At 60.3% G+C, this 17,409-nt stretch carries 19 protein-coding genes; all 19 read right to left on the bottom strand.

All coding sequences use genetic code 11. The annotated features are described in order from the left end of the window. Window positions 1–7 precede the first annotated feature (7 nt). Entirely contained in the window at window positions 8–1,552 is a 1,545-nt protein-coding gene (araG, locus tag J3P90_RS07595; protein WP_434676046.1) for an L-arabinose ABC transporter ATP-binding protein AraG, read from the bottom strand. A gap of 75 nt (window positions 1,553–1,627) precedes the next feature. Beyond that, window positions 1,628–2,632 (bottom strand): substrate-binding domain-containing protein, encoded by a 1,005-nt coding sequence (locus J3P90_RS07590; protein WP_420767197.1) that lies wholly within the window; start codon window positions 2,630–2,632, stop codon window positions 1,628–1,630. A gap of 174 nt (window positions 2,633–2,806) precedes the next feature. Next, entirely contained in the window at window positions 2,807–3,625 is an 819-nt protein-coding gene (locus tag J3P90_RS07585; protein WP_434559998.1) for an SDR family oxidoreductase, read from the bottom strand. A 237-nt stretch (window positions 3,626–3,862) separates the two neighbouring features. Next, window positions 3,863–4,738, bottom strand: coding sequence for an SMP-30/gluconolactonase/LRE family protein (locus J3P90_RS07580; protein WP_434676045.1), 876 nt, complete (start codon window positions 4,736–4,738; stop codon window positions 3,863–3,865). Next, on the bottom strand, window positions 4,739–5,482 hold the full coding sequence (locus J3P90_RS07575) for a FadR/GntR family transcriptional regulator (RefSeq protein ID WP_434560002.1): 744 nt from the start codon (window positions 5,480–5,482) through the stop codon (window positions 4,739–4,741). 114 nt (window positions 5,483–5,596) lie between these two features. Beyond that, a complete protein-coding gene (locus tag J3P90_RS07570; protein WP_420767193.1) occupies window positions 5,597–6,157 on the bottom strand; it encodes a DUF1285 domain-containing protein in 561 nt (186 codons plus the stop codon). A gap of 15 nt (window positions 6,158–6,172) precedes the next feature. Beyond that, the gene (locus J3P90_RS07565; protein WP_039593661.1) at window positions 6,173–6,778 is read right to left on the bottom strand and encodes a DUF4823 domain-containing protein; all 606 of its coding nucleotides are present in this window, start codon (window positions 6,776–6,778) and stop codon (window positions 6,173–6,175) included. A 211-nt stretch (window positions 6,779–6,989) separates the two neighbouring features. After that, the gene (locus tag J3P90_RS07560) at window positions 6,990–7,958 is read right to left on the bottom strand and encodes a GTP 3',8-cyclase MoaA (protein ID WP_420767192.1); all 969 of its coding nucleotides are present in this window, start codon (window positions 7,956–7,958) and stop codon (window positions 6,990–6,992) included. A 138-nt stretch (window positions 7,959–8,096) separates the two neighbouring features. Further along, window positions 8,097–8,735 (bottom strand): TetR/AcrR family transcriptional regulator, encoded by a 639-nt coding sequence (locus J3P90_RS07555; protein WP_434676044.1) that lies wholly within the window; start codon window positions 8,733–8,735, stop codon window positions 8,097–8,099. A 383-nt stretch (window positions 8,736–9,118) separates the two neighbouring features. Further along, entirely contained in the window at window positions 9,119–9,913 is a 795-nt protein-coding gene (locus tag J3P90_RS07550) for a TatD family hydrolase (RefSeq protein ID WP_434607096.1), read from the bottom strand. A gap of 10 nt (window positions 9,914–9,923) precedes the next feature. After that, window positions 9,924–10,280, bottom strand: coding sequence for a PilZ domain-containing protein (locus J3P90_RS07545; RefSeq protein WP_186611513.1), 357 nt, complete (start codon window positions 10,278–10,280; stop codon window positions 9,924–9,926). A 40-nt stretch (window positions 10,281–10,320) separates the two neighbouring features. Beyond that, window positions 10,321–11,307: a DNA polymerase III subunit delta' gene (locus J3P90_RS07540; RefSeq protein WP_434560006.1), complete on the bottom strand. Its 987-nt coding sequence runs from the start codon at window positions 11,305–11,307 to the stop codon at window positions 10,321–10,323. Then, complete coding sequence (gene tmk / locus J3P90_RS07535) at window positions 11,300–11,932, bottom strand: dTMP kinase (RefSeq protein WP_434676043.1); 633 nt, start codon at window positions 11,930–11,932, stop codon at window positions 11,300–11,302. Before tmk ends, J3P90_RS07540 begins: the two co-directional genes overlap by 8 nt. A gap of 20 nt (window positions 11,933–11,952) precedes the next feature. Continuing rightward, a complete protein-coding gene (gene mltG / locus J3P90_RS07530; RefSeq protein ID WP_434560010.1) occupies window positions 11,953–13,113 on the bottom strand; it encodes an endolytic transglycosylase MltG in 1,161 nt (386 codons plus the stop codon). Window positions 13,114–13,116: 3 nt separating this feature from the next. Next, window positions 13,117–13,932 carry an aminodeoxychorismate lyase gene (gene pabC / locus J3P90_RS07525; RefSeq protein ID WP_434676042.1) on the bottom strand — a complete coding sequence of 272 codons (816 nt, stop codon included), beginning with the start codon at window positions 13,930–13,932 and terminating at the stop codon, window positions 13,117–13,119. Then, complete coding sequence (gene fabF / locus J3P90_RS07520; protein ID WP_109754384.1) at window positions 13,932–15,176, bottom strand: beta-ketoacyl-ACP synthase II; 1,245 nt, start codon at window positions 15,174–15,176, stop codon at window positions 13,932–13,934. Before fabF ends, pabC begins: the two co-directional genes overlap by 1 nt. Window positions 15,177–15,284: 108 nt before the next feature. Beyond that, window positions 15,285–15,521 (bottom strand): acyl carrier protein, encoded by a 237-nt coding sequence (gene acpP, locus J3P90_RS07515; protein WP_003175607.1) that lies wholly within the window; start codon window positions 15,519–15,521, stop codon window positions 15,285–15,287. Between the two features lie 190 nt (window positions 15,522–15,711). After that, entirely contained in the window at window positions 15,712–16,455 is a 744-nt protein-coding gene (gene fabG, locus J3P90_RS07510) for a 3-oxoacyl-ACP reductase FabG (RefSeq protein WP_420767185.1), read from the bottom strand. Between the two features lie 15 nt (window positions 16,456–16,470). After that, on the bottom strand, window positions 16,471–17,409 hold the full coding sequence (gene fabD / locus J3P90_RS07505; RefSeq protein WP_434676041.1) for an ACP S-malonyltransferase: 939 nt from the start codon (window positions 17,407–17,409) through the stop codon (window positions 16,471–16,473).

The following is a 17,409-nucleotide window of genomic DNA, read 5'->3' as shown; positions in this document are numbered from 1 at the left end:
TTACCTCTCAGTTCGCCGCGTCGGCAACGCGTTGGCGCGGCAGCGCCAGTTGCAGCAGGTTGGATTCGTCGGCCTGTTCACGCGGCAACTCGCCGCGCATGGCCCCTTCGCACAGCACCAGGATCCGGTCGGAAATGCCCATCACTTCCATCAAGTCACTGGACACCACAATCACCGCGATGCCATCGGCCGCCAGGTTGTGGATAATCTGGTAGATCTCGGCCTTGGCGCCGATGTCGATGCCTCGCGTCGGCTCGTCAAGCAGCAGGACTTTCATCGGCATGGAAAGCCAGCGTCCCAGGATTGCTTTCTGCTGGTTACCGCCGGACAAGTACATGATTTTCTGGCTCGCCGCCGGGGTCTTCACTTTGAGCGACTTGATCTGCTTGTCGGCATTGCCCCGCTCCCACTCGCCACGCAACAGGCAGCCGAGCGCGGAATGAGCCGGACGGGCGCTGATGTTGATGTTCTCGGCCACGCTGCCCAACGGAATGATGCCCTCCTTCTTGCGATCTTCCGGACAGAGCAGCACACCAGCGGCGATGGCATCCCGGGGGGAACGCAGTTTCAATTCCTTGCCGTGCAGGACCAGGCTGCCCTCGCTCTGACGTTCCAGGCCACTGAGCAAACGCAGCAGCTCGGTACGACCGGCGCCGACCAGCCCGAACAAGCCGAGGATCTCGCCCTTGTGTACATGGAAACTCACCGGTTCGCGCAAGCCCGGCCCGAGCAGGCCTTTCACCTGCAACGCCACATCGCCGCGCTCCCGGGGGCGGTAGTCATAAATGTCTTGGATATCGCGACCGACCATGCACGTGACCAACTGATCGTGGGTCAGCTCGCTCATGTTCTCGAAGGTGCGGACATAACGACCGTCCTTGAAGACCGTCACCGCGTCACAGATGCGGAACACCTCCTCCATGCGGTGGCTGACGTACAGCACCACTTTGCCCTCGTCTCGAAGGCGGGCAATGATCGTCATCAAACGGTCGATTTCCCGGGCCGACAGGCTGCTGGTCGGTTCGTCGAAGGCAATGACGTGGGCGCCACGGGACAAGGCCTTGGCGATTTCCACCAACTGGCGCTGGCCAAGGGACAGACGACCGACTTTTTCCTGCGGGTCGATTTCGTCCGCCAGGCCTTTGAGCAATGTCAACGCCTGCTGACGCAGTACGCCGCGATTGACGAGGCCGAAACGCGCCGGCAAATGACCGAGGAACAGGTTCTCCGCGACGGTCATTTCCGGCACCAGATGCAATTCCTGGTGAATCACCGCCACACCGCTGGCGATGCTATCGGCGGTGCCTTTGAAGGCCATCGTCTGCTCGCCGATCTGCAAGTCGCCGCTGCTCGGGATGTAGGCGCCCCCGAGGATTTTCAGCAACGTGGACTTGCCCGCGCCGTTCTCGCCCATCAAGGCATGCACCTGCCCCGGATGAGCAACGAAACTGATATTGGCCAGCGCCTGCACGCCAGGAAAGGACTTGCCGATCCCGTTGAATCGCAAGCTGCCGCCGATGTTGTGTTGCCGTGTCGCTGTTTGCGCTTGCATAACCACCTCGAACTCACAGAGATCAAGCGACCCTGCCACTCATGTGGCCAGGGCCGCTTTTGAATCAACCGGCCGTCAGTTCCACAGGCCGATCTTTTCCAGCTCTTGCTTGAAGTTCTCCCGGGTGATCAGCGTCACCTCGTCCATGGCGGTGTACTTCGGCGGTTCCTTGCCGGTGGTGATCCACTCGTACATCATTTCGGCGGTCTTGTAGCCTTCGATGTGCGGGCTCGGCAACATCGAACCGAAGAAGCCGCTGTCCGGTTTCTTCAACTCGCCGATGGCGTCGGTGCCGTTGATGCCGATGCCGATCACGTTGGCCGCCTTGAAGCCGGCTGCTTCGGTGGCGCGCACGCCGCCCAGCACGGTGTTGTCGTTCATACCGCCGATGATCAGGTTTTTCGCAGCGCTTGGCAGCTTCACCAGCGCCGAGTTGGTGGAGTCCATGCTGCCGGGGACGTCGAGGGTCTTGAGCGCCGCAAACAGAATGTGGTCTTCCGGCATCCCGGCTTTCTTCAAGGCATCGACCGAACCGTCGGTGCGCTTCTTGCCGGTGTCCAGTTCGTTGAAGGTGTTGATCACCGCGTAGGTGTCTTTCCAGTCCCAGTTACGCTTTTTCGCCTCGGCGGCCATCGCGGCGCCCTGCTTCTGGCCCACCTCGAAGGCCGCCATGCCCAGGTATGGCACGTCCTCCATGAACTTGCCTTTGGCGTCGACGAAACGGTCGTCGACGGCGATCACCTTGAGATCGTTAAGCTTGGCCTTGGCCATGATGGCTGGGCCGAGAGACACGTCCGGCGGGCAGATCACGAAGCCCTTGGCACCGTTGGCGGCAAGGCTGTCGATGGCCGAAAGGGTTTTTTCGCCATCGGGCACGGCGATCTTGATCAACTCGAAGCCTTTGTCCTTGCTCGCCTTCTCGGCGAAAGCCCACTCGGTCTGGAACCAGGGCTCCTCCGCCTGCTTGACCAGAAAACCGATTTTTACCGGATCCGCTGCCAGCAGGCTGCTGCTAAGGCTGACCGCGGTCACCGCCAGGGCGGCACGACACAGGGAACGGATCCCACGACGATATTTCATAGCTGACTCCTTGTTTTTTTTATTGAAAGCCAAACGTCCAGGGATCTGCTCCACATGGGTGGAATTGCGCAGGCTGGCCGGTCAAATCGTGTTACTGCACAGCATAGGTGTAAATAGTCATATCGTATGATGATTGGATTACAGGCGAAGTTTCCCTCCGCAATCCAAGAATGTTCAGTCGTGGTACATGACCGAACGCCCACCATCGATGGTGATGCATGAGGCATTGATGAACGGTGCTTCGTCACTGGCCAGGAATACGGCCGTCATTGCCACTTCAATCGGCTGCCCGATGCGCCGTGGCGGGTGCAGGTCCAGCGCGCGCTGGCGTTCGGCCTGGGGATCGGCAAAGCCGTTCCAGTAGTCGACGTTCAATTGAGTCTCGATGTAGCCCGGCGCAATGGCGTTCACCCGCACGCCCTTGGGTGCATACTCGATGCCCAGGGCACGGGTCAGGCCCAGCAGGCCATGTTTGGCTACGGGGTATGGGAAACAACCGGGAATGATGTGGGACGAATGGGTCGACGCGATGTTGATGATGCTGCCCACGCCCTGTTCGATCATCTGTGGCAACACCGCCTTGCAACCGTACCAAGCGCCATCCAGGTCGATGGCGAAGCAACGGCGCCAGTCCTCTTCGGTCATTTCCAGCGGATCGCGGAACACGTTGATGCCTGCGCAGTTCACCAGCACGTCGATGCGACCATGCAACTCGACCGCCCGGCGGGCCATGACGTGCAAATCCTGTTGGTTCGAGACATCAACCTTCAGCGCTTGGACATCCGCACCCTGTCGACGCCAATGGGCGGCGACGGTTTCGACCTTTTCCCCCTGGATATCGCTGATGACCAGCCGGGCCTGTTGCGAAGCGAACGCGGCGACAATGGCTTCGCCGATGCCCTGGGCAGCGCCGGTCAACAGCACGACCTTGTCTTTCAGGCGTTCGCCCTTCACGGGCTCAGGCACCGGCGGCAAGCAAAGCGCTTCAGCCATGGACGGGGCCTCCAGTGCAAACACACGACAAAAACCGGACACCCAACGATGGCCGGTTCAAAAGCTGTGGGCTCAACACTGATTCGCGAACACCGCCGAGGCGTTCCGGGAAAAAACGATGCATCACTTCACCTGTTTTGTTTTTTTAAGTGTGAGTGCGTATTGCTGATGGAGCCGACTATAAACCCGACCGCCGAATAATCTCAATATATATATTTACATCCCATATTTTGGGATTTACCCCGCGAACCGCGTACAAGCCACGCCCGGCACATCGACGCGCATCGATAGCACCGCCCCGTCCAATGGGTAATTGAGGGGACTTTGCGCACTGGTGATATACAAAGTCCGTAGGTCTTCACCACCGAATACACAACTGGTAGGGCGACTGACCGGCAATTCGATCACCTGATCGACGTGACCCTCCGGATGCAACCGCAGCAGGCAACTGCCGTCCCAACGGGCGTTCCAGATATAGCCCCGCGCATCCATCGCCGAACCATCCGGCCCGCCACGGGAATGGGGTCCGAACCAGACTTCGGCGGGCGCGAGTTTTCCATCGGGATAAATAAAGTGCCGATAAAGGGTCCCGTCCAGGCTCTCGCCGAAATAGACGGTCGTGCCATCAGGGCTCCACAACAATGTGTTGGGGATGCCCAAGCCACGCAACAGCGGCATCACGCGGCCATCGCCGCCGACACGAAACAGCCCACCGGAGCGCTGCTCGATGGGCAAGTCTTCGCCATCTTCCCCGATGTTGTTCTGCATGGTGCCCAGCCAGAGCTGGCCCAACGCATCGCAGCGGGCTTCGTTGGCGCGATTGCCCGGCTGGGGATCGGCCATGCACAGCAACTTCAGGCGCGGTTCCAGGCCTGGGGAGTCCAGGTCCAACCGGTAAACGCCACTGCTCAACGTCACCAAGGCATCGCCGCTCTGGGTCGGGATGAATGCAGAGACGTGCTCAGGCATCTGCCAGATCTGCACGTTCTTGCCAATCAGCCGCAACGCCTGCTTGCCGGCAATATCGACCCAATACAGCGCCTGGGTCGGCTCGTCCCAAAAAGGCCCCTCGCCCAGCTTCGCCCGATGCTCCGTCACAGCCGTCCACTTCATTTAAAACCTCCTGTTCCCGAGTTTCCCGGCGTTGTCTGTTCGACCGGCCATGACATTGGGGTAAAAACGCTTGATGGCCAGGTCTGCGTTATCGATCAGCGTCATGCAGGCCCAGACGCCTCGCGTCGCGTCCCGAGCGGCGATGGCTTCGGCGATGTCCTTGTGGATCGGCAGCGTGCGGCGCAGTTCGTCCGGGTCGGCGGCCGACACCTCGAACGAAACCGCCAACAACGCTCCGAGGGCTGGGACCATTTGTTCGATGAATTGATTGTGGCTGGCCGCGAGGATGCATTCGTGGAAGAACTGGTCGGCGCGGTTGTAATCCGCACCGCTGTCCACCGCCCGCTCAAGCGCATGATAGGCCAGGCGGATCGCCTGCACCTGGTCGGCCGTCGCCCGTTCACAGGCCCAACGCACGGCCATCGGTTCGATGGTGCGGCGCAGGTCCAGCAGATCGTCGACAAAATTCTCCGGCAAGCCGCTGCGCGACAGCCAGCCCACCACTTGTGGATCAAAGAGGTTCCAGCGGCGCACCGGCAACACCCGCGTGCCGACCTTCGGCCCGACTTCCAGCATGCCTTTGGCCACCAAGGTTTTGATGGCTTCGCGAATCACCGTGCGGCTGACGCCCAGTTGCTCGCCCAGATCCGCCTCGACCTTGATGGTTTGCCCAGGCTTGACCTGGCCGGCGGCGATCCAGCCCCCCAGCCAATCGACGGTCGACGCGTGAAAACTGCTGGACATGAGCACCCCGTGGGCATTTCTTGTTAGGTGCCCACGCTAATCATCATACGATTGGGTGTCAATTTGAATTTTTGCCGCCTTGTGAAAGCGAACAAGCTCGCTCCTACAGAAAAATCAGGGCTCCAGGCCGATGGGGAAAAACTCGCCACCACTCCAGACGCCCAACCAGCGCTGCCCATCTATCTCACGGCTGACCGCAAGCTCCACCAATTGATAGAACACATTGCGATGAATCAGCGCTTCAAGATTGCTGCGCACATGAATGTAAGGCGCCGGTTCCTGGGTCTGGGGATCGATCATCACCCGCATCGGATGTTCCGGGCCGGCTTCGGTGACTTCCTCGACATTGGTGGTAAAGCGCAACAACTGCCCTTCCCCCTCTCCTTCGACCTCCAGGGTCACGGCCACGAACGGCGCGTCATCGACCTTGATGCCGACTTTTTCCACAGGGGTAATCAGAAAGTAATCATCGCCGTCGCGGCGAATGATGGTGGAGAACAGCTTGACCATCGGCTTGCGTCCGATGGGGGTGCCCAGGTAGTACCAAGTGCCATCCCGGGCGATTCGCATGTCGATGTCGCCGCAGAAGTCAGGGTTCCACAAGTGGACCGGCGGCAGGCCTTTGGTCTTGGGGATCTGCCCCAGCAGGTCATTGGCTTTTTGCGGTCCGCTCATGGTGCCCCCTTCTGTTTATTCGTTGCTCATCCCCAACAAGCTGCGGGCGTACTCACGCAACGGCGCGGCGATGAGGTCTTGTGGCTGCTTGTCGTGCAACGTCAGCAAACCGCCACGACTCTTGATGCGTGCAGTATCAATCAAATACTGGGTGCTGGTCTCGATCAACATGATTTGAATCACACTGGTGTCGACACCCAGGCGATCCACCGCCTCTTCATCCAGCCATTCGTCGGTGTTGCCGATGCGGTTGTCCGCCTTGGCAAATCGGGTGTAGAGCAAATAGTGGGCACCGGCGGCACGCGCTTCACCCATCGCCTGATCGAGGCCTTCCGGGACCCGGGCGCGACGAACCATCGGGAAATATTCGATGAATCCATTGAAGGCTTCTTCAGCCACGACGTTGGGTCGCGGATAGGCGCTACCTGGCGGAGCAAAAGCGCCCTGAGCGATGTAGATGAAGGAATCCGGCTGGATGCGCAGGTTGTTTACACGGCGGCTGTCGCTATGGTCCAGCAGGCCGGCATCGCTCATGTGATAACGAACGCCCTCCCCCATATCGCTGACATTCATGCAGCCACCAAGCGTCAAAACGGTCAGCAGCAAAAACAGGCTACGCATCCTATCCTCCAAAAACCGGTGACGGAAAACCGGCGAATGGCCGTGGGATGCAGCTTTTGCGCCAGCTTGCAGGGTATGCGCCTTGGAATACCTGTGGCGAGGGAGCTTGCTCCCGCTGGGCCGGTCCGACGCTTCGGCGTAGCGGCCCCTTTGCACGTTGCGACTGCTTCGCAGCCGAGCGGGAGCAAGCTACCTCGCCAGGAGAAGCCAGTCAGCCGCCAATGATTTTCATGATGGTCGCGCCACCCGAGAACGCTACTTCCTGCTTGTCTCCCAACGCCTTGACCAGCAAGCGCTGGAGCGCCGGCAACGCCTGGTGTCGGGGCTTGTCCAGCAGATCGCCGACGTAATGACGGTTGCTCGACGACAGGCAGCCGTGCAGCCAGCCAGTGGAAGACAACCGCAGTCGCGAACAGGTTCGGCAGAACGGCACGCTTTCGTTGGCGATCACGCCAAAGTGCCCGAGCCCGGGAATTTCATAGCGCACAGCCGTGGCATCGACGGGAGCGTCGGCTTGCAGATATTCGTATTGGTCGCCAATCAGGCCCAGCAGTTGCTGAAGGCTGACGAATTGCTGAAGGAACGCATTGGAATCCTTGGCCAGGTGCCCCATGCGCATCAACTCGATGAAGCGCAACTCATAGCCACGTTCCAGGCAGTATTCAAGCAACGGCATCACCTGATCGAGGTTCTGCCCGCGCAGCGGCACCATGTTGACCTTGATCTTCAGGCCCGCCGCCCGGGCCTGCTCCATGCCATCGAGCACAGTCGCCAGGTCTCCTCCGCGGGCTATGCTGCGAAACGCAGCGGCGTCCAGGGTGTCGAGGGAAACGTTGATCCGGCGGATACCGGCATTCATTAGCAGGGGCAGCTTCCTGGCCAGCAACTGGCCGTTGGTGGTCAGGCTGATGTCCTCAAGGCCCATCTGCCCCACCGCTGTCATGAAGCTCTCAAGCTTGGGGCTGACCAGCGGCTCGCCACCCGTGATGCGCAACCGCTCGATTCCGGCCGCTTCGATCAGATACGCCACGCCTCGCGCCATGGCCTCGGCCGACAGTTCATCCTGCGCAGCCACCAGCCGCTTGCCGTCAGGCACGCAGTAGGTACAGGCGTAATTGCAGGCTGAAGTCAGGCTGATCCGCAAATTGCGAAAACGCCTGCCTTGACGGTCAACGATCATGGATCACTCCGGCGAAAGAAGAATCGAGCCCGTGAAAATTGACCTAGAAATCAAGTTTTCGCAAGACCCAAGCCCGAGTATATTCCTGGGGCACTGCGCCATGTAAGCGGACATGGCGCAATTAAGCAGCTGAATGCCTCAACTGCTCGGCGTATCCGTGTCGCGCTTGCGCTTGTTTCCCATGCGCACACCGATATCCATCAGGAATTGGAAGAAGCCTTCCTGGTCTTCCAGCACATTGCTCCAGAACGGCGAGTGGTACAGCGCCACCGCGCCGTGCACCAGCGCCCAGGCAGCGCAGTAGTGGAAATACGGCGGGACGTCTTCAAGCTTGCCTTCGCTGATCCGGCCCTTGATCAGCAAGGTCAGGCGATCGAAATTCGAGGCGCGGATCTTGTGCAGCTCCTCGACCATTTCCGGCACCTGGTTGCCCTTGACCACCTTTTCTTCCAGGCGATCGAACAAGCGGTAACGCTGCGGGTCGCGCATGCGGAACTCGAAGTACGCTCGGGACAGCGCTTCCTTGTCCTTGTCGACATCGGCCGAATGCAACAGCTTGTTCAAATCCCGCTCGTAATCGAGCATCAGCCGCAGATAGATCTCTGCCTTGGACTTGAAGTGTTTGTAAATCGTGCCTTTGCCGATACCCACGGCATCCGCAATCATCTCGACGGTGACGCTGTCTTCACCCTGATCGAGGAACAACTTGAGCGCGGTGTCGAGAATTTCCTGCTCGCGGCGACGAAACTCACGGACCTTACGAGGTTCTTTGTGCATAAGAAAAAGGTCTGAAGGGTCAAAATTCGAAGCCGGGTATTATGCCTAACTTACGCAAAAATGCACGGATCATCCGCGCACGGCCACAGTTCTTCACAAAACGGTGCGACCCCAGCTCCTCAGTTGGTAAGCGCGGACCCGCCTGGGCAGGCTTTGCCGGCAATGAGAACTTATCCGAAGCGAACGTATTCCAAATTTGTTTAAAAACGACCTCGGTCAAACTGGACTCATCGCCAGACTGATCAATACTTGAACTGTCGGCACGACATCTCCCCCAAGTGACGCGCCGATAAAGGTACCAACGGACCGCGTGCCTTTGTTTTACTCCTAATGGTCTTAACCCGGATTCACCCCCCAGAACCCGGGTTTTTTTTGCCTCGATTTCAGGCTCTTGCCGTACGGACCCGAGCCAACGGGAACAGCCGCTTGAAATTTTCGGTGGTTTGCTCCGCGAACCGGTCGTACGGTTCCCCCCGCAGCATCGCCAGGTATTCGGCAACCTCCCGGACATACTGCGGAAGGTTGGGCTTGCCACGATAAGGGATGGGCGCCAGATAAGGCGAGTCGGTTTCCACCAACAAACGATCGGCTGGCACTTTGCTTGCGACGTCGCGCAGGGCGTCGGCATTACGGAACGTGACGATGCCGGACAAGGAAATGTAATAACCCATGTCCAGGGCAGCCTTGGCCATATCCCAATCCTCGGTAAAGCAATGAAGCACACCGGCGTGGGGCAGCGCCGCGTCCCGCAGCAATGCCAAGGTATCGGCCCGCGCGCCACGGGTATGGATGATCACCGGCTTACCGGTCTGCCTGGCGGCCTCCAAGTGCAACCGGAACGACGCCTGCTGGACTTCGGCGGCCTCCGGCTCGTAGTGATAGTCGAGCCCGGTCTCGCCGATAGCCACGACTCGCGGATGATCGAGTTCGTGCAACAGCCAATCCAGGGCCGGCGTGGCATCGGGCTGCACATCCAGTGGGTGGATGCCCACCGAACAATCGACGTCTTCGTATCGTTCAGCCAGGCGCTTGACGTCGGCGGCGTTGTCGGCGCTGACACCGATGCAGAGGAAATGCCCCACCCCTCGCTGGCGCGCCGCATCCAACGCGGCGTCGAGGGATCCGCCATGGGCGGCGAGGTCAAGGCGATCGAGGTGGCAATGAGAGTCTACGAGCATAAGGGCCAGGCTACATCGTATGGGTGGGACGGTCGGACTTGAGCGTTCCGGCCAGGTGGGTTTCGATCTGGTTGCGAGCCGAGTTGTCGCCTTCGTTGAACTGCACGCCAACGCCGGCGGCCCGGTTGCCCTGGGCGCCTTTGGGAGTCATCCAGATCACCTTGCCGGCGACCGGGATTTTTTCCGGTTCGTCCATCAGGCTCAACAGCATGAACACCTCGTCGCCCAGGCGATAATTCTTGTTGGTGGGAATGAACAGGCCGCCATTTTTGATAAACGGCATGTAGGCCGCGTAGAGCACCGATTTGTCCTTGATAGTCAGGGACAGGATGCCGTTGCGTGGTCCGGGACTGACAGGTTCGTTCATGCTGGTCTCCGCTGCGATTGAGCTGAGTCTAGTGCCTCTGTCAGGTACGACCAGGCAAACTCGCCCATTGCACCAACAGCGCCTCCAACAGCAATACGCGATTGAGGTTGGCCTTGCTCAACACCTTCTGACGTTGGGCAAGAATCCAGTCCTGGATGTTCAAGATTTTGTCCTGGCTGCTTTTTTGCGCCAGGTATTGGATGACTTTACGCATGTCGGTCAATCCGAGGCCGGCTTCGTCCTCGGTAAGCTGATAACGCAGGATCAGGCTCGACCAATCGCAGAACCAGTCAAACAACAGCAACAGGGGAATGGCGTTCCAGCCTTCGGCCAGTTGCGTTGGAGATTGTTGCTGCTTGAGCAGCTTCTTCACGCCGTCCACCACCAACGCCCGCTGCTCGCGCACGCCTTGGGCCTGCAGGCTGACGGCCGCCAGCGGCGAACCGGCGGCCAGGGTCAGCAGTTCGCCACGTTCCTCATCGGTGCTGTCAGGCATGGCCTGGGCGAGCCATTGCAAACTCATCGCCTGGCTGGGCAGCGGGCAGGCCTGCTGCACGCAGCGGCTCTTGATGGTCGGCAGCAAACGGCTCGGCTGATGACTGACCAGCAACAGGACGGTATCGCCGGAAGGCTCTTCGAGGCTCTTGAGCAAAGCGTTGGCGGCGTTGATGTTCATTGACTCAACCGGCTCGACCAGCACGACTTTGCGCCCGCCCATTTGCGAGGTCTGGACCACGAAGCTGACCAAGTCACGGACCTGGTCGACCTTGATCGCTTTGTCCGCTTCTTCAGGTTCCAGCACGTAATTGTCCGGATGACTGCCAGCCTTGAGCAGCAGGCACGATTTGCATTCCCCGCAGGCATTCGTGGCCGTCGGGGCCTGGCACAAAAGGCTCGCCATCAGGCGCTCGGCCAACGCCCGCTTGCCGATACCGGCCGGGCCATGCAACAGGTACGCGTGGGCATGCTGCGTGCGGCCGGCCAGTTGCTGCCAGAGACCGTCCTGCCAGGGATAGGCTTCAGCCACGGGCACGCTCCAGCAACCCGGGCAACACCGCATCCAGCGATTGCTGGACCTGGGTCAACGGCTGCGCGGCATCGATCAACAGGTAACGCGTCGGATCGGCCTTGGCGCGCTCGATGAAGGCGTTGCGCACGGCATTGAAGAACGTTGCCCCTTCAAGCTCGAACCGATCCAGCATGCCACGAGCGCTGGCCCGCGCCAGGCCGATTTCCACCGGCAGGTCGAAAACCAGGGTCAGGTCCGGCCGCAGGTCGCCCTGGACAAACGTTTCCAGCGCAGCGATACGCTCGACGGACAAGCCTCGGCCACCGCCCTGGTAGGCGTAAGTCGAATCGGTGAAGCGGTCACAAAGCACCACGGCTCCTCGGGCCAGCGCCGGTCGAATCACTTCGGCCAGGTGCTGCGCCCTGGCAGCGAACACCAACAACAACTCAGCATCAGGGTTCATGACTTCTTCAAGGGGCGCCAGCAACACCTCGCGAATCCGCTCGGCCAGCGGCGTACCGCCCGGCTCGCGGGTCAAGACCACCTCGATGCCGGCGGCCTGGAGGCGTCCGGCGAGGTATTCGCGGTTGGTGCTCTTGCCGGCGCCTTCCGGGCCTTCCAGCGTGATAAACAAACCAGTCACGGGGCGATCCTTAGTCAAAGTCATTGCGGGTTCGGTGGCTCACTGGCATCCGGTTCGGGGGCCGGATCCTGAGGCGGCACCTGGGGCCCGTCTTGCGGCGCGGTATCAGGTGACGCGGCGGGAATCGGCGCCGAATCTTCAGGTGTGGCCGGGGCCGGGCTGGAGCGGTAGTCGGCGCGACGTTTGAGCTGGTATTCACGCACCGCATTGTTGTGCGACTCCAGATCATCGGAAAACACATGGCTGCCGTCGCCCCGCGCAACAAAGTAAAGGCTGTTGCCGTCGGCCGGGTTCAATGCTGCGTGAATCGCCTCGCGCCCGACCATCGCGATAGGCGTAGGCGGCAGGCCCGGCACCAGGTAGGTGTTGTAGGGATTGGGTTCTTTCAGATGGGAACGGGTGAGCTTGCCGGTGTAGCGCTCCCCCAGGCCGTAGATCACAGTGGGATCGGTCTGCAGCAGCATGCCCAGGCGCAGGCGCCGCACGAATACCCCGGCAATCTGACCCCGTTCCTGGGGCACACCGGTTTCCTTTTCTATCAGCGAAGCCATGATCAATGCTTGATAGGGTTGGGTGTAGGGCACGTCGGCAGCCCGTTGCGCCCATTCCTTGGCAAGCACATCATCGAGCCGCTCGTAGGCTTTCTTCAGCAGGTCGGCATCCGATGTACCGCGCACGAATCGGTAGGTGTCCGGAAAGAACCGACCCTCCGGAAATACGCCGGAATGGCCAAGGCGATCCATGACCTGGCTATCACTCAGGCCGGCGAGCGTCTGCTCGAGCTTTTCATCCTTGGCCAACGCCGCGCGCACCTGGCGAAAGTTCCAGCCCTCCACCAGCGTCACGCTGTACTGCACCACTTCACCGCGCTTCCAGACGCCGATCAGGCCTTCCATCGTCATGCCCGGCACCATCCGGTATTCACCAGTGTGCAACGGCTGGCCGGCAAGATTGAAACGCCAATAGACGCGCAGCCAGAACGCATCCTTGATCAGGCCATCGGCTTCGAGACGATTGAGGGTTCCGGTCGGCGTGGTCCCATTGGGCACATCCAGCAACTCTTCCTGGGTGATGTTCAACGGCTGCTGCAGCGCCGAATGAATTTTCCAGGCCGAAGCGCCCAACAACAGCCCTGCCAGAACCAGTCCGGTCTCCAGCAACAACAAGAATTTACGTCTCACGAATCAAGCATCCAATAGCGCACGGGCAAGGGCCTGCAGTTTACGGGTGAGCGGGCCAACGGGCCAGCGCGCCGAACCGCATCCGCGTACCGGCCACACGCCATAAACGCTGTTGCAGACCATGACTTCATCGGCCTGGTGCAGCTGTTCGAGGCTGATGTCGGTGATTTGCGTGGCGATGCCTTGGGACTTGGCTTGAAACAATAATTCGGCGCGCATCACACCGGCCACGCCACAACGGCTCAGGTCCGCTGTGAACAGAACGCCATCGCGCACCAGGAACAGGTTGCTGAAGACGCCTTCGATCACCCGTCCGGACGTATCAAGCATCAATCCCTCGGCATGCTCGATGTCGCGCCACTCGGCGCGGGCCAGCACTTGCTCCAGGCGATTGAGGTGCTTGAGGCCGGCGAGCAAGGGCTGTTCGGACAAACGCACGGTGCAGGGGAACATTTGGATGCCTTGTTCGGCATGGGTGGCGGGATAAGCAGCCGGCGGGCTTCCTTGCAGAATACGCCTGGCCGGACTCGACGGATCGGCCGCATAACCACGCAGGCTGTTGCCCCGGGTCACGATGAGTTTCATCACGCCATTGCCCAGGCGCTGGGCATAGGCGCTCAGCTCAGCACCCAGCACACTCAAGTCGACGTTGAACGCCAGACGCTGGCAACCGGCCTCCAGACGCTGCAGGTGGCGTTCCAGCAGTACAGGTACGCCATTGCGCACGGCGATGGTCTCGAACAGCCCATCGCCATAAGCCAGGCCGCGATCTTTCAGCGACAGGACGTCTGCCGGCTGACCGTCGACCCAGCTTTCCATCAACCGGCGAACCGGCGGAACACCAGCGATCCGTTGGTTCCGCCAAAGCCGAAGGAGTTGGACAACACCACATCGATGTCCATGCTGCGGGCCGTATGCGGCACGAAGTCAAGGTCGCAACCTTCGTCCGGCTCATCGAGGTTGATGGTCGGCGGCGCGGTCTGGCTATTGATCGCCAGTACGCTGAAGATGGCTTCCACCGCCCCCGCCGCACCCAACAAGTGACCGGTCATGGACTTGGTGGAACTGACGGCCAGCTTGTAGGCGTGCTCGCCAAACACCGTCTTGATCGCCTGGGCTTCAGCCAGGTCACCCGCCGGGGTCGAAGTGCCGTGGGCGTTGATGTACTGGACCTGCTCGCCATTGATCTTCGCATCACGCAAGGCATTGGCAATGCAGCGGGCAGCACCAGCGCCATCGGCCGGTGGCGACGTCATGTGGTACGCATCGCCGCTGGTACCGAAGCCGATCAGCTCGGCATAAATGGTCGCACCGCGAGCCTTGGCGTGCTCCAATTCTTCGAGCACCAGCGCACCGGCGCCATCGGACAGCACGAAGCCGTCGCGGCCCTTGTCCCAAGGCCGGCTGGCCCGTGCAGGCTCATCGTTGCGGGTCGACAGCGCGCGGGAGGCGCCGAAACCGCCCATGCCCAGACCGCAGGCCGCCATTTCGGCGCCGCCGGCGATCATCACGTCGGCTTCGTCGTACATGATGTTGCGCGCGGCCATGCCGATGCAGTGGGTGCCGGTGGTGCACGCCGTGGCGATGGCATAGTTAGGCCCCTGTGCACCGAGGTGGATGGACAGGAAACCGGAAATCATATTGATGATCGAGCCCGGCACGAAGAACGGAGAAATCCGTCGCGGCCCCGAATCATGCAGCGTGCGGCTGGTTTCTTCGATATTGGTCAAGCCACCAATACCTGAACCCATTGCCACGCCGATGCGCTCGCGGTTGGCGTCGGTGACTTCCAGGCCGGCGTTACGCACTGCCTGAAAACCGGCAGCCAAACCGTATTGAATGAACAGGTCAAGCTTGCGAGCTTCCTTGACCGACAGGTATTCCTCGACATTGAAGCCCTTTACCGAGCCGCCAAAACGGGTGGAATAGGCAGAAAGGTCGGTGTGTTCGATCAGACCAATGCCACTACGGCCAGCCAGAATGCCCTGCCAGCTGCTCGGCACATCCGTGCCCAGTGGCGACAACATACCCATACCGGTGACTACGACGCGTCTACGCGACACAGCACTCTCCTTTTTCAAATGACGACTTTGCATCAGGCCTAAAGAAAAAACCGCACGCCGTGATGGCAGTGCGGTTTTTCCATGACAGCTAGCGACGACTGAATACGATTACGCCTGGTGGCTGGTAACGTAGTCGATAGCAGCTTGTACAGTAGTGATCTTTTCAGCTTCTTCGTCAGGAATCTCGGTCTCGAATTCCTCTTCCAGAGCCATCACCAGCTCAACGGTGTCAAGGGAGTCGGCACCCAGGTCTTCAACGAAGGAAGCGGTGTTCACAACTTCTTCTTCTTTAACGCCCAGTTGCTCGGCAACGATTTTCTTGACGCGCTCTTCGATGGTGCTCATACCTTGTTTTCACTCCTAATGGACAAATTCAGGCAGCTGGCCGGTGGGTAAGTGTATAGAAAGACTTTTCGGTTTTTCAACCGAAAGCTTCACTCCTCGAACCTGGGGCCCGCCGCCTATAAATAGATTGCAGCTTTATAACGGATTTTAGACAGCTCGTATGACATTTTTTTGAAGCAATCCGTCACATTTAACTCATGTACATCCCGCCGTTCACCGGGATTGTAGCCCCAGTCACGTATGCCGCACCGTCCGAAGCAAGAAAAGCGACCACGGACGCGATTTCTTGAGCTTGCCCCAGACGACCCAGCGGAATCTGTGTCAACAAGGCTTCACGCTGCGCTTCCGGCAGTTCACGGGTCATGTCGGTGTCGATGAAACCCGGTGCGACCGAGTTTACCGTAATCGAGCGCGAACCGACTTCTCGTGCCAGCGCACGGCTGAAACCTTCCAGACCGGCCTTCGCTGCAGCATAGTTTACTTGGCCTGCGTTGCCCATGGCACCCACAACCGAGCCGATACTGATAATTCGGCCCCAACGAGCCTTGGTCATGCCACGCAGGACGCCCTTGGACAGCCGGTACAGGCTGTTCAAGTTGGTATCGACCACGTCGAACCACTCGTCATCTTTCATGCGCATCATCAGGTTATCGCGGGTGATACCGGCATTGTTGACCAGGATCGCCGGCGCGCCGAACTGCTCCTGAATGCTGGACAATACCGCCGCAACAGACTCATCGCTGGTCACGTTGAGCTCAAGACCGGTGCCCTGGATGCCGTTTTCCTTCAAGGTGGCGGCGATACGCTCGGCGCCCGAAGCGGACGTCGCGGTGCCGACAACGATGGCGCCTTGGCGACCCAGTTCCAGGGCGATGGCCTGGCCGATGCCGCGGCTTGCACCGGTCACCAGTGCAACTTTACCTTGCAGACTCATGCAAGCTTCTCCTGTTCAGGCTTGCGCTGCGCGAGCGGCAGCGAAAGCGTCTGGGGTGTTGAGGTTGGAAGTGGACACGCCTTCGGCGCAGCGCTTGTTCAGGCCTGCCAGCACTTTGCCAGGACCGCACTCGACCAGTTCGGTCGCACCCTTGGCTGCCAGCATCTGGACCGATTCAACCCAACGAACCGGCTTGTAGAGCTGCTCCAGCAGGTCGCGCTTGAGGGTTTCCAGGTCTGCTGCGACGTTGGCGCTGACGTTCTGCACCACGGGGATCTGCGGAGCCTGCCAGTCGATGGCGGCGATCGACTCGGCAAAACGCTCGGCGGCTGGACGCATCAGCTCGCAATGCGACGGCACACTGACCGGTAACGGCATGGCGCGCTTGGCACCACGGGCGTTGCAACCCTCGATGGCGCGCTCGACGGCGGCCTTGGCCCCCGCGATGACCACCTGGCCCGGGGAGTTGAAGTTGACCGCACTGACCACGTCACCCTGAGCCGCTTCGGCACACGCTGCCAACACGTCGGCGTCTTCCAGGCCGAGGATCGCGGCCATGCCGCCCTGCCCGGCCGGAACGGCTTCCTGCATCAATTGGCCACGACGTTCCACCAGCTTCACCGCGTCGCCGAGACTCAGGCTACCCGCAGCCACCAGGGCGCTGTATTCGCCCAGGCTGTGACCGGCGACAAACGCCGGGCGCGCGCCGCCCTCGGCCAACCATAGGCGCCACAGCGCAACGGAGGCCGTCAGGATTGCCGGCTGGGTTTTATCGGTTTGATTGAGTTGCTCTTCCGGCCCTTGCTGGGTCAGTGCCCACAAGTCGTAGCCGAGTGCATCGGATGCTTCTTTGAATGTTTCGAGGATCAGCGGGTATTGCGCGCCCAGCTCGGCCAGCATGCCGAGGGACTGCGAGCCCTGTCCTGGAAAGACGAATGCGAGGGAAGCAGACAT

This window comes from Pseudomonas sp. D3-10, from assembly GCF_051132175.1.
GTDB lineage: Bacteria > Pseudomonadota > Gammaproteobacteria > Pseudomonadales > Pseudomonadaceae > Aquipseudomonas.
Note: the sequence above shows the minus strand (reverse complement) of the source record. Positions and strands in the feature narration are given on the sequence as shown.

Excerpts from the sequence above, each read along its gene's own strand:
- araG (WP_434676046.1), bottom strand. The coding sequence starts at position 1,552 with ATGCAAGCGCAAACAGCGACACGGCAACACAACATCGGCGGCAGCTTG.
- J3P90_RS07590 (WP_420767197.1), bottom strand. The coding sequence starts at position 2,632 with ATGAAATATCGTCGTGGGATCCGTTCCCTGTGTCGTGCCGCCCTGGCG.
- J3P90_RS07585 (WP_434559998.1), bottom strand. The coding sequence starts at position 3,625 with ATGGCTGAAGCGCTTTGCTTGCCGCCGGTGCCTGAGCCCGTGAAGGGC.
- J3P90_RS07580 (WP_434676045.1), bottom strand. The coding sequence starts at position 4,738 with ATGAAGTGGACGGCTGTGACGGAGCATCGGGCGAAGCTGGGCGAGGGG.
- J3P90_RS07575 (WP_434560002.1), bottom strand. The coding sequence starts at position 5,482 with ATGTCCAGCAGTTTTCACGCGTCGACCGTCGATTGGCTGGGGGGCTGG.
- J3P90_RS07570 (WP_420767193.1), bottom strand. The coding sequence starts at position 6,157 with ATGAGCGGACCGCAAAAAGCCAATGACCTGCTGGGGCAGATCCCCAAG.
- J3P90_RS07565 (WP_039593661.1), bottom strand. The coding sequence starts at position 6,778 with ATGCGTAGCCTGTTTTTGCTGCTGACCGTTTTGACGCTTGGTGGCTGC.
- J3P90_RS07560 (WP_420767192.1), bottom strand. The coding sequence starts at position 7,958 with ATGATCGTTGACCGTCAAGGCAGGCGTTTTCGCAATTTGCGGATCAGC.
- J3P90_RS07555 (WP_434676044.1), bottom strand. The coding sequence starts at position 8,735 with ATGCACAAAGAACCTCGTAAGGTCCGTGAGTTTCGTCGCCGCGAGCAG.
- J3P90_RS07550 (WP_434607096.1), bottom strand. The coding sequence starts at position 9,913 with ATGCTCGTAGACTCTCATTGCCACCTCGATCGCCTTGACCTCGCCGCC.
- J3P90_RS07545 (WP_186611513.1), bottom strand. The coding sequence starts at position 10,280 with ATGAACGAACCTGTCAGTCCCGGACCACGCAACGGCATCCTGTCCCTG.
- pabC (WP_434676042.1), bottom strand. The coding sequence starts at position 13,932 with ATGGAAAGCTGGGTCGACGGTCAGCCGGCAGACGTCCTGTCGCTGAAA.
- acpP (WP_003175607.1), bottom strand. The coding sequence starts at position 15,521 with ATGAGCACCATCGAAGAGCGCGTCAAGAAAATCGTTGCCGAGCAACTG.
- fabG (WP_420767185.1), bottom strand. The coding sequence starts at position 16,455 with ATGAGTCTGCAAGGTAAAGTTGCACTGGTGACCGGTGCAAGCCGCGGC.
- fabD (WP_434676041.1), bottom strand. The coding sequence starts at position 17,409 with ATGTCTGCTTCCCTCGCATTCGTCTTTCCAGGACAGGGCTCGCAGTCC.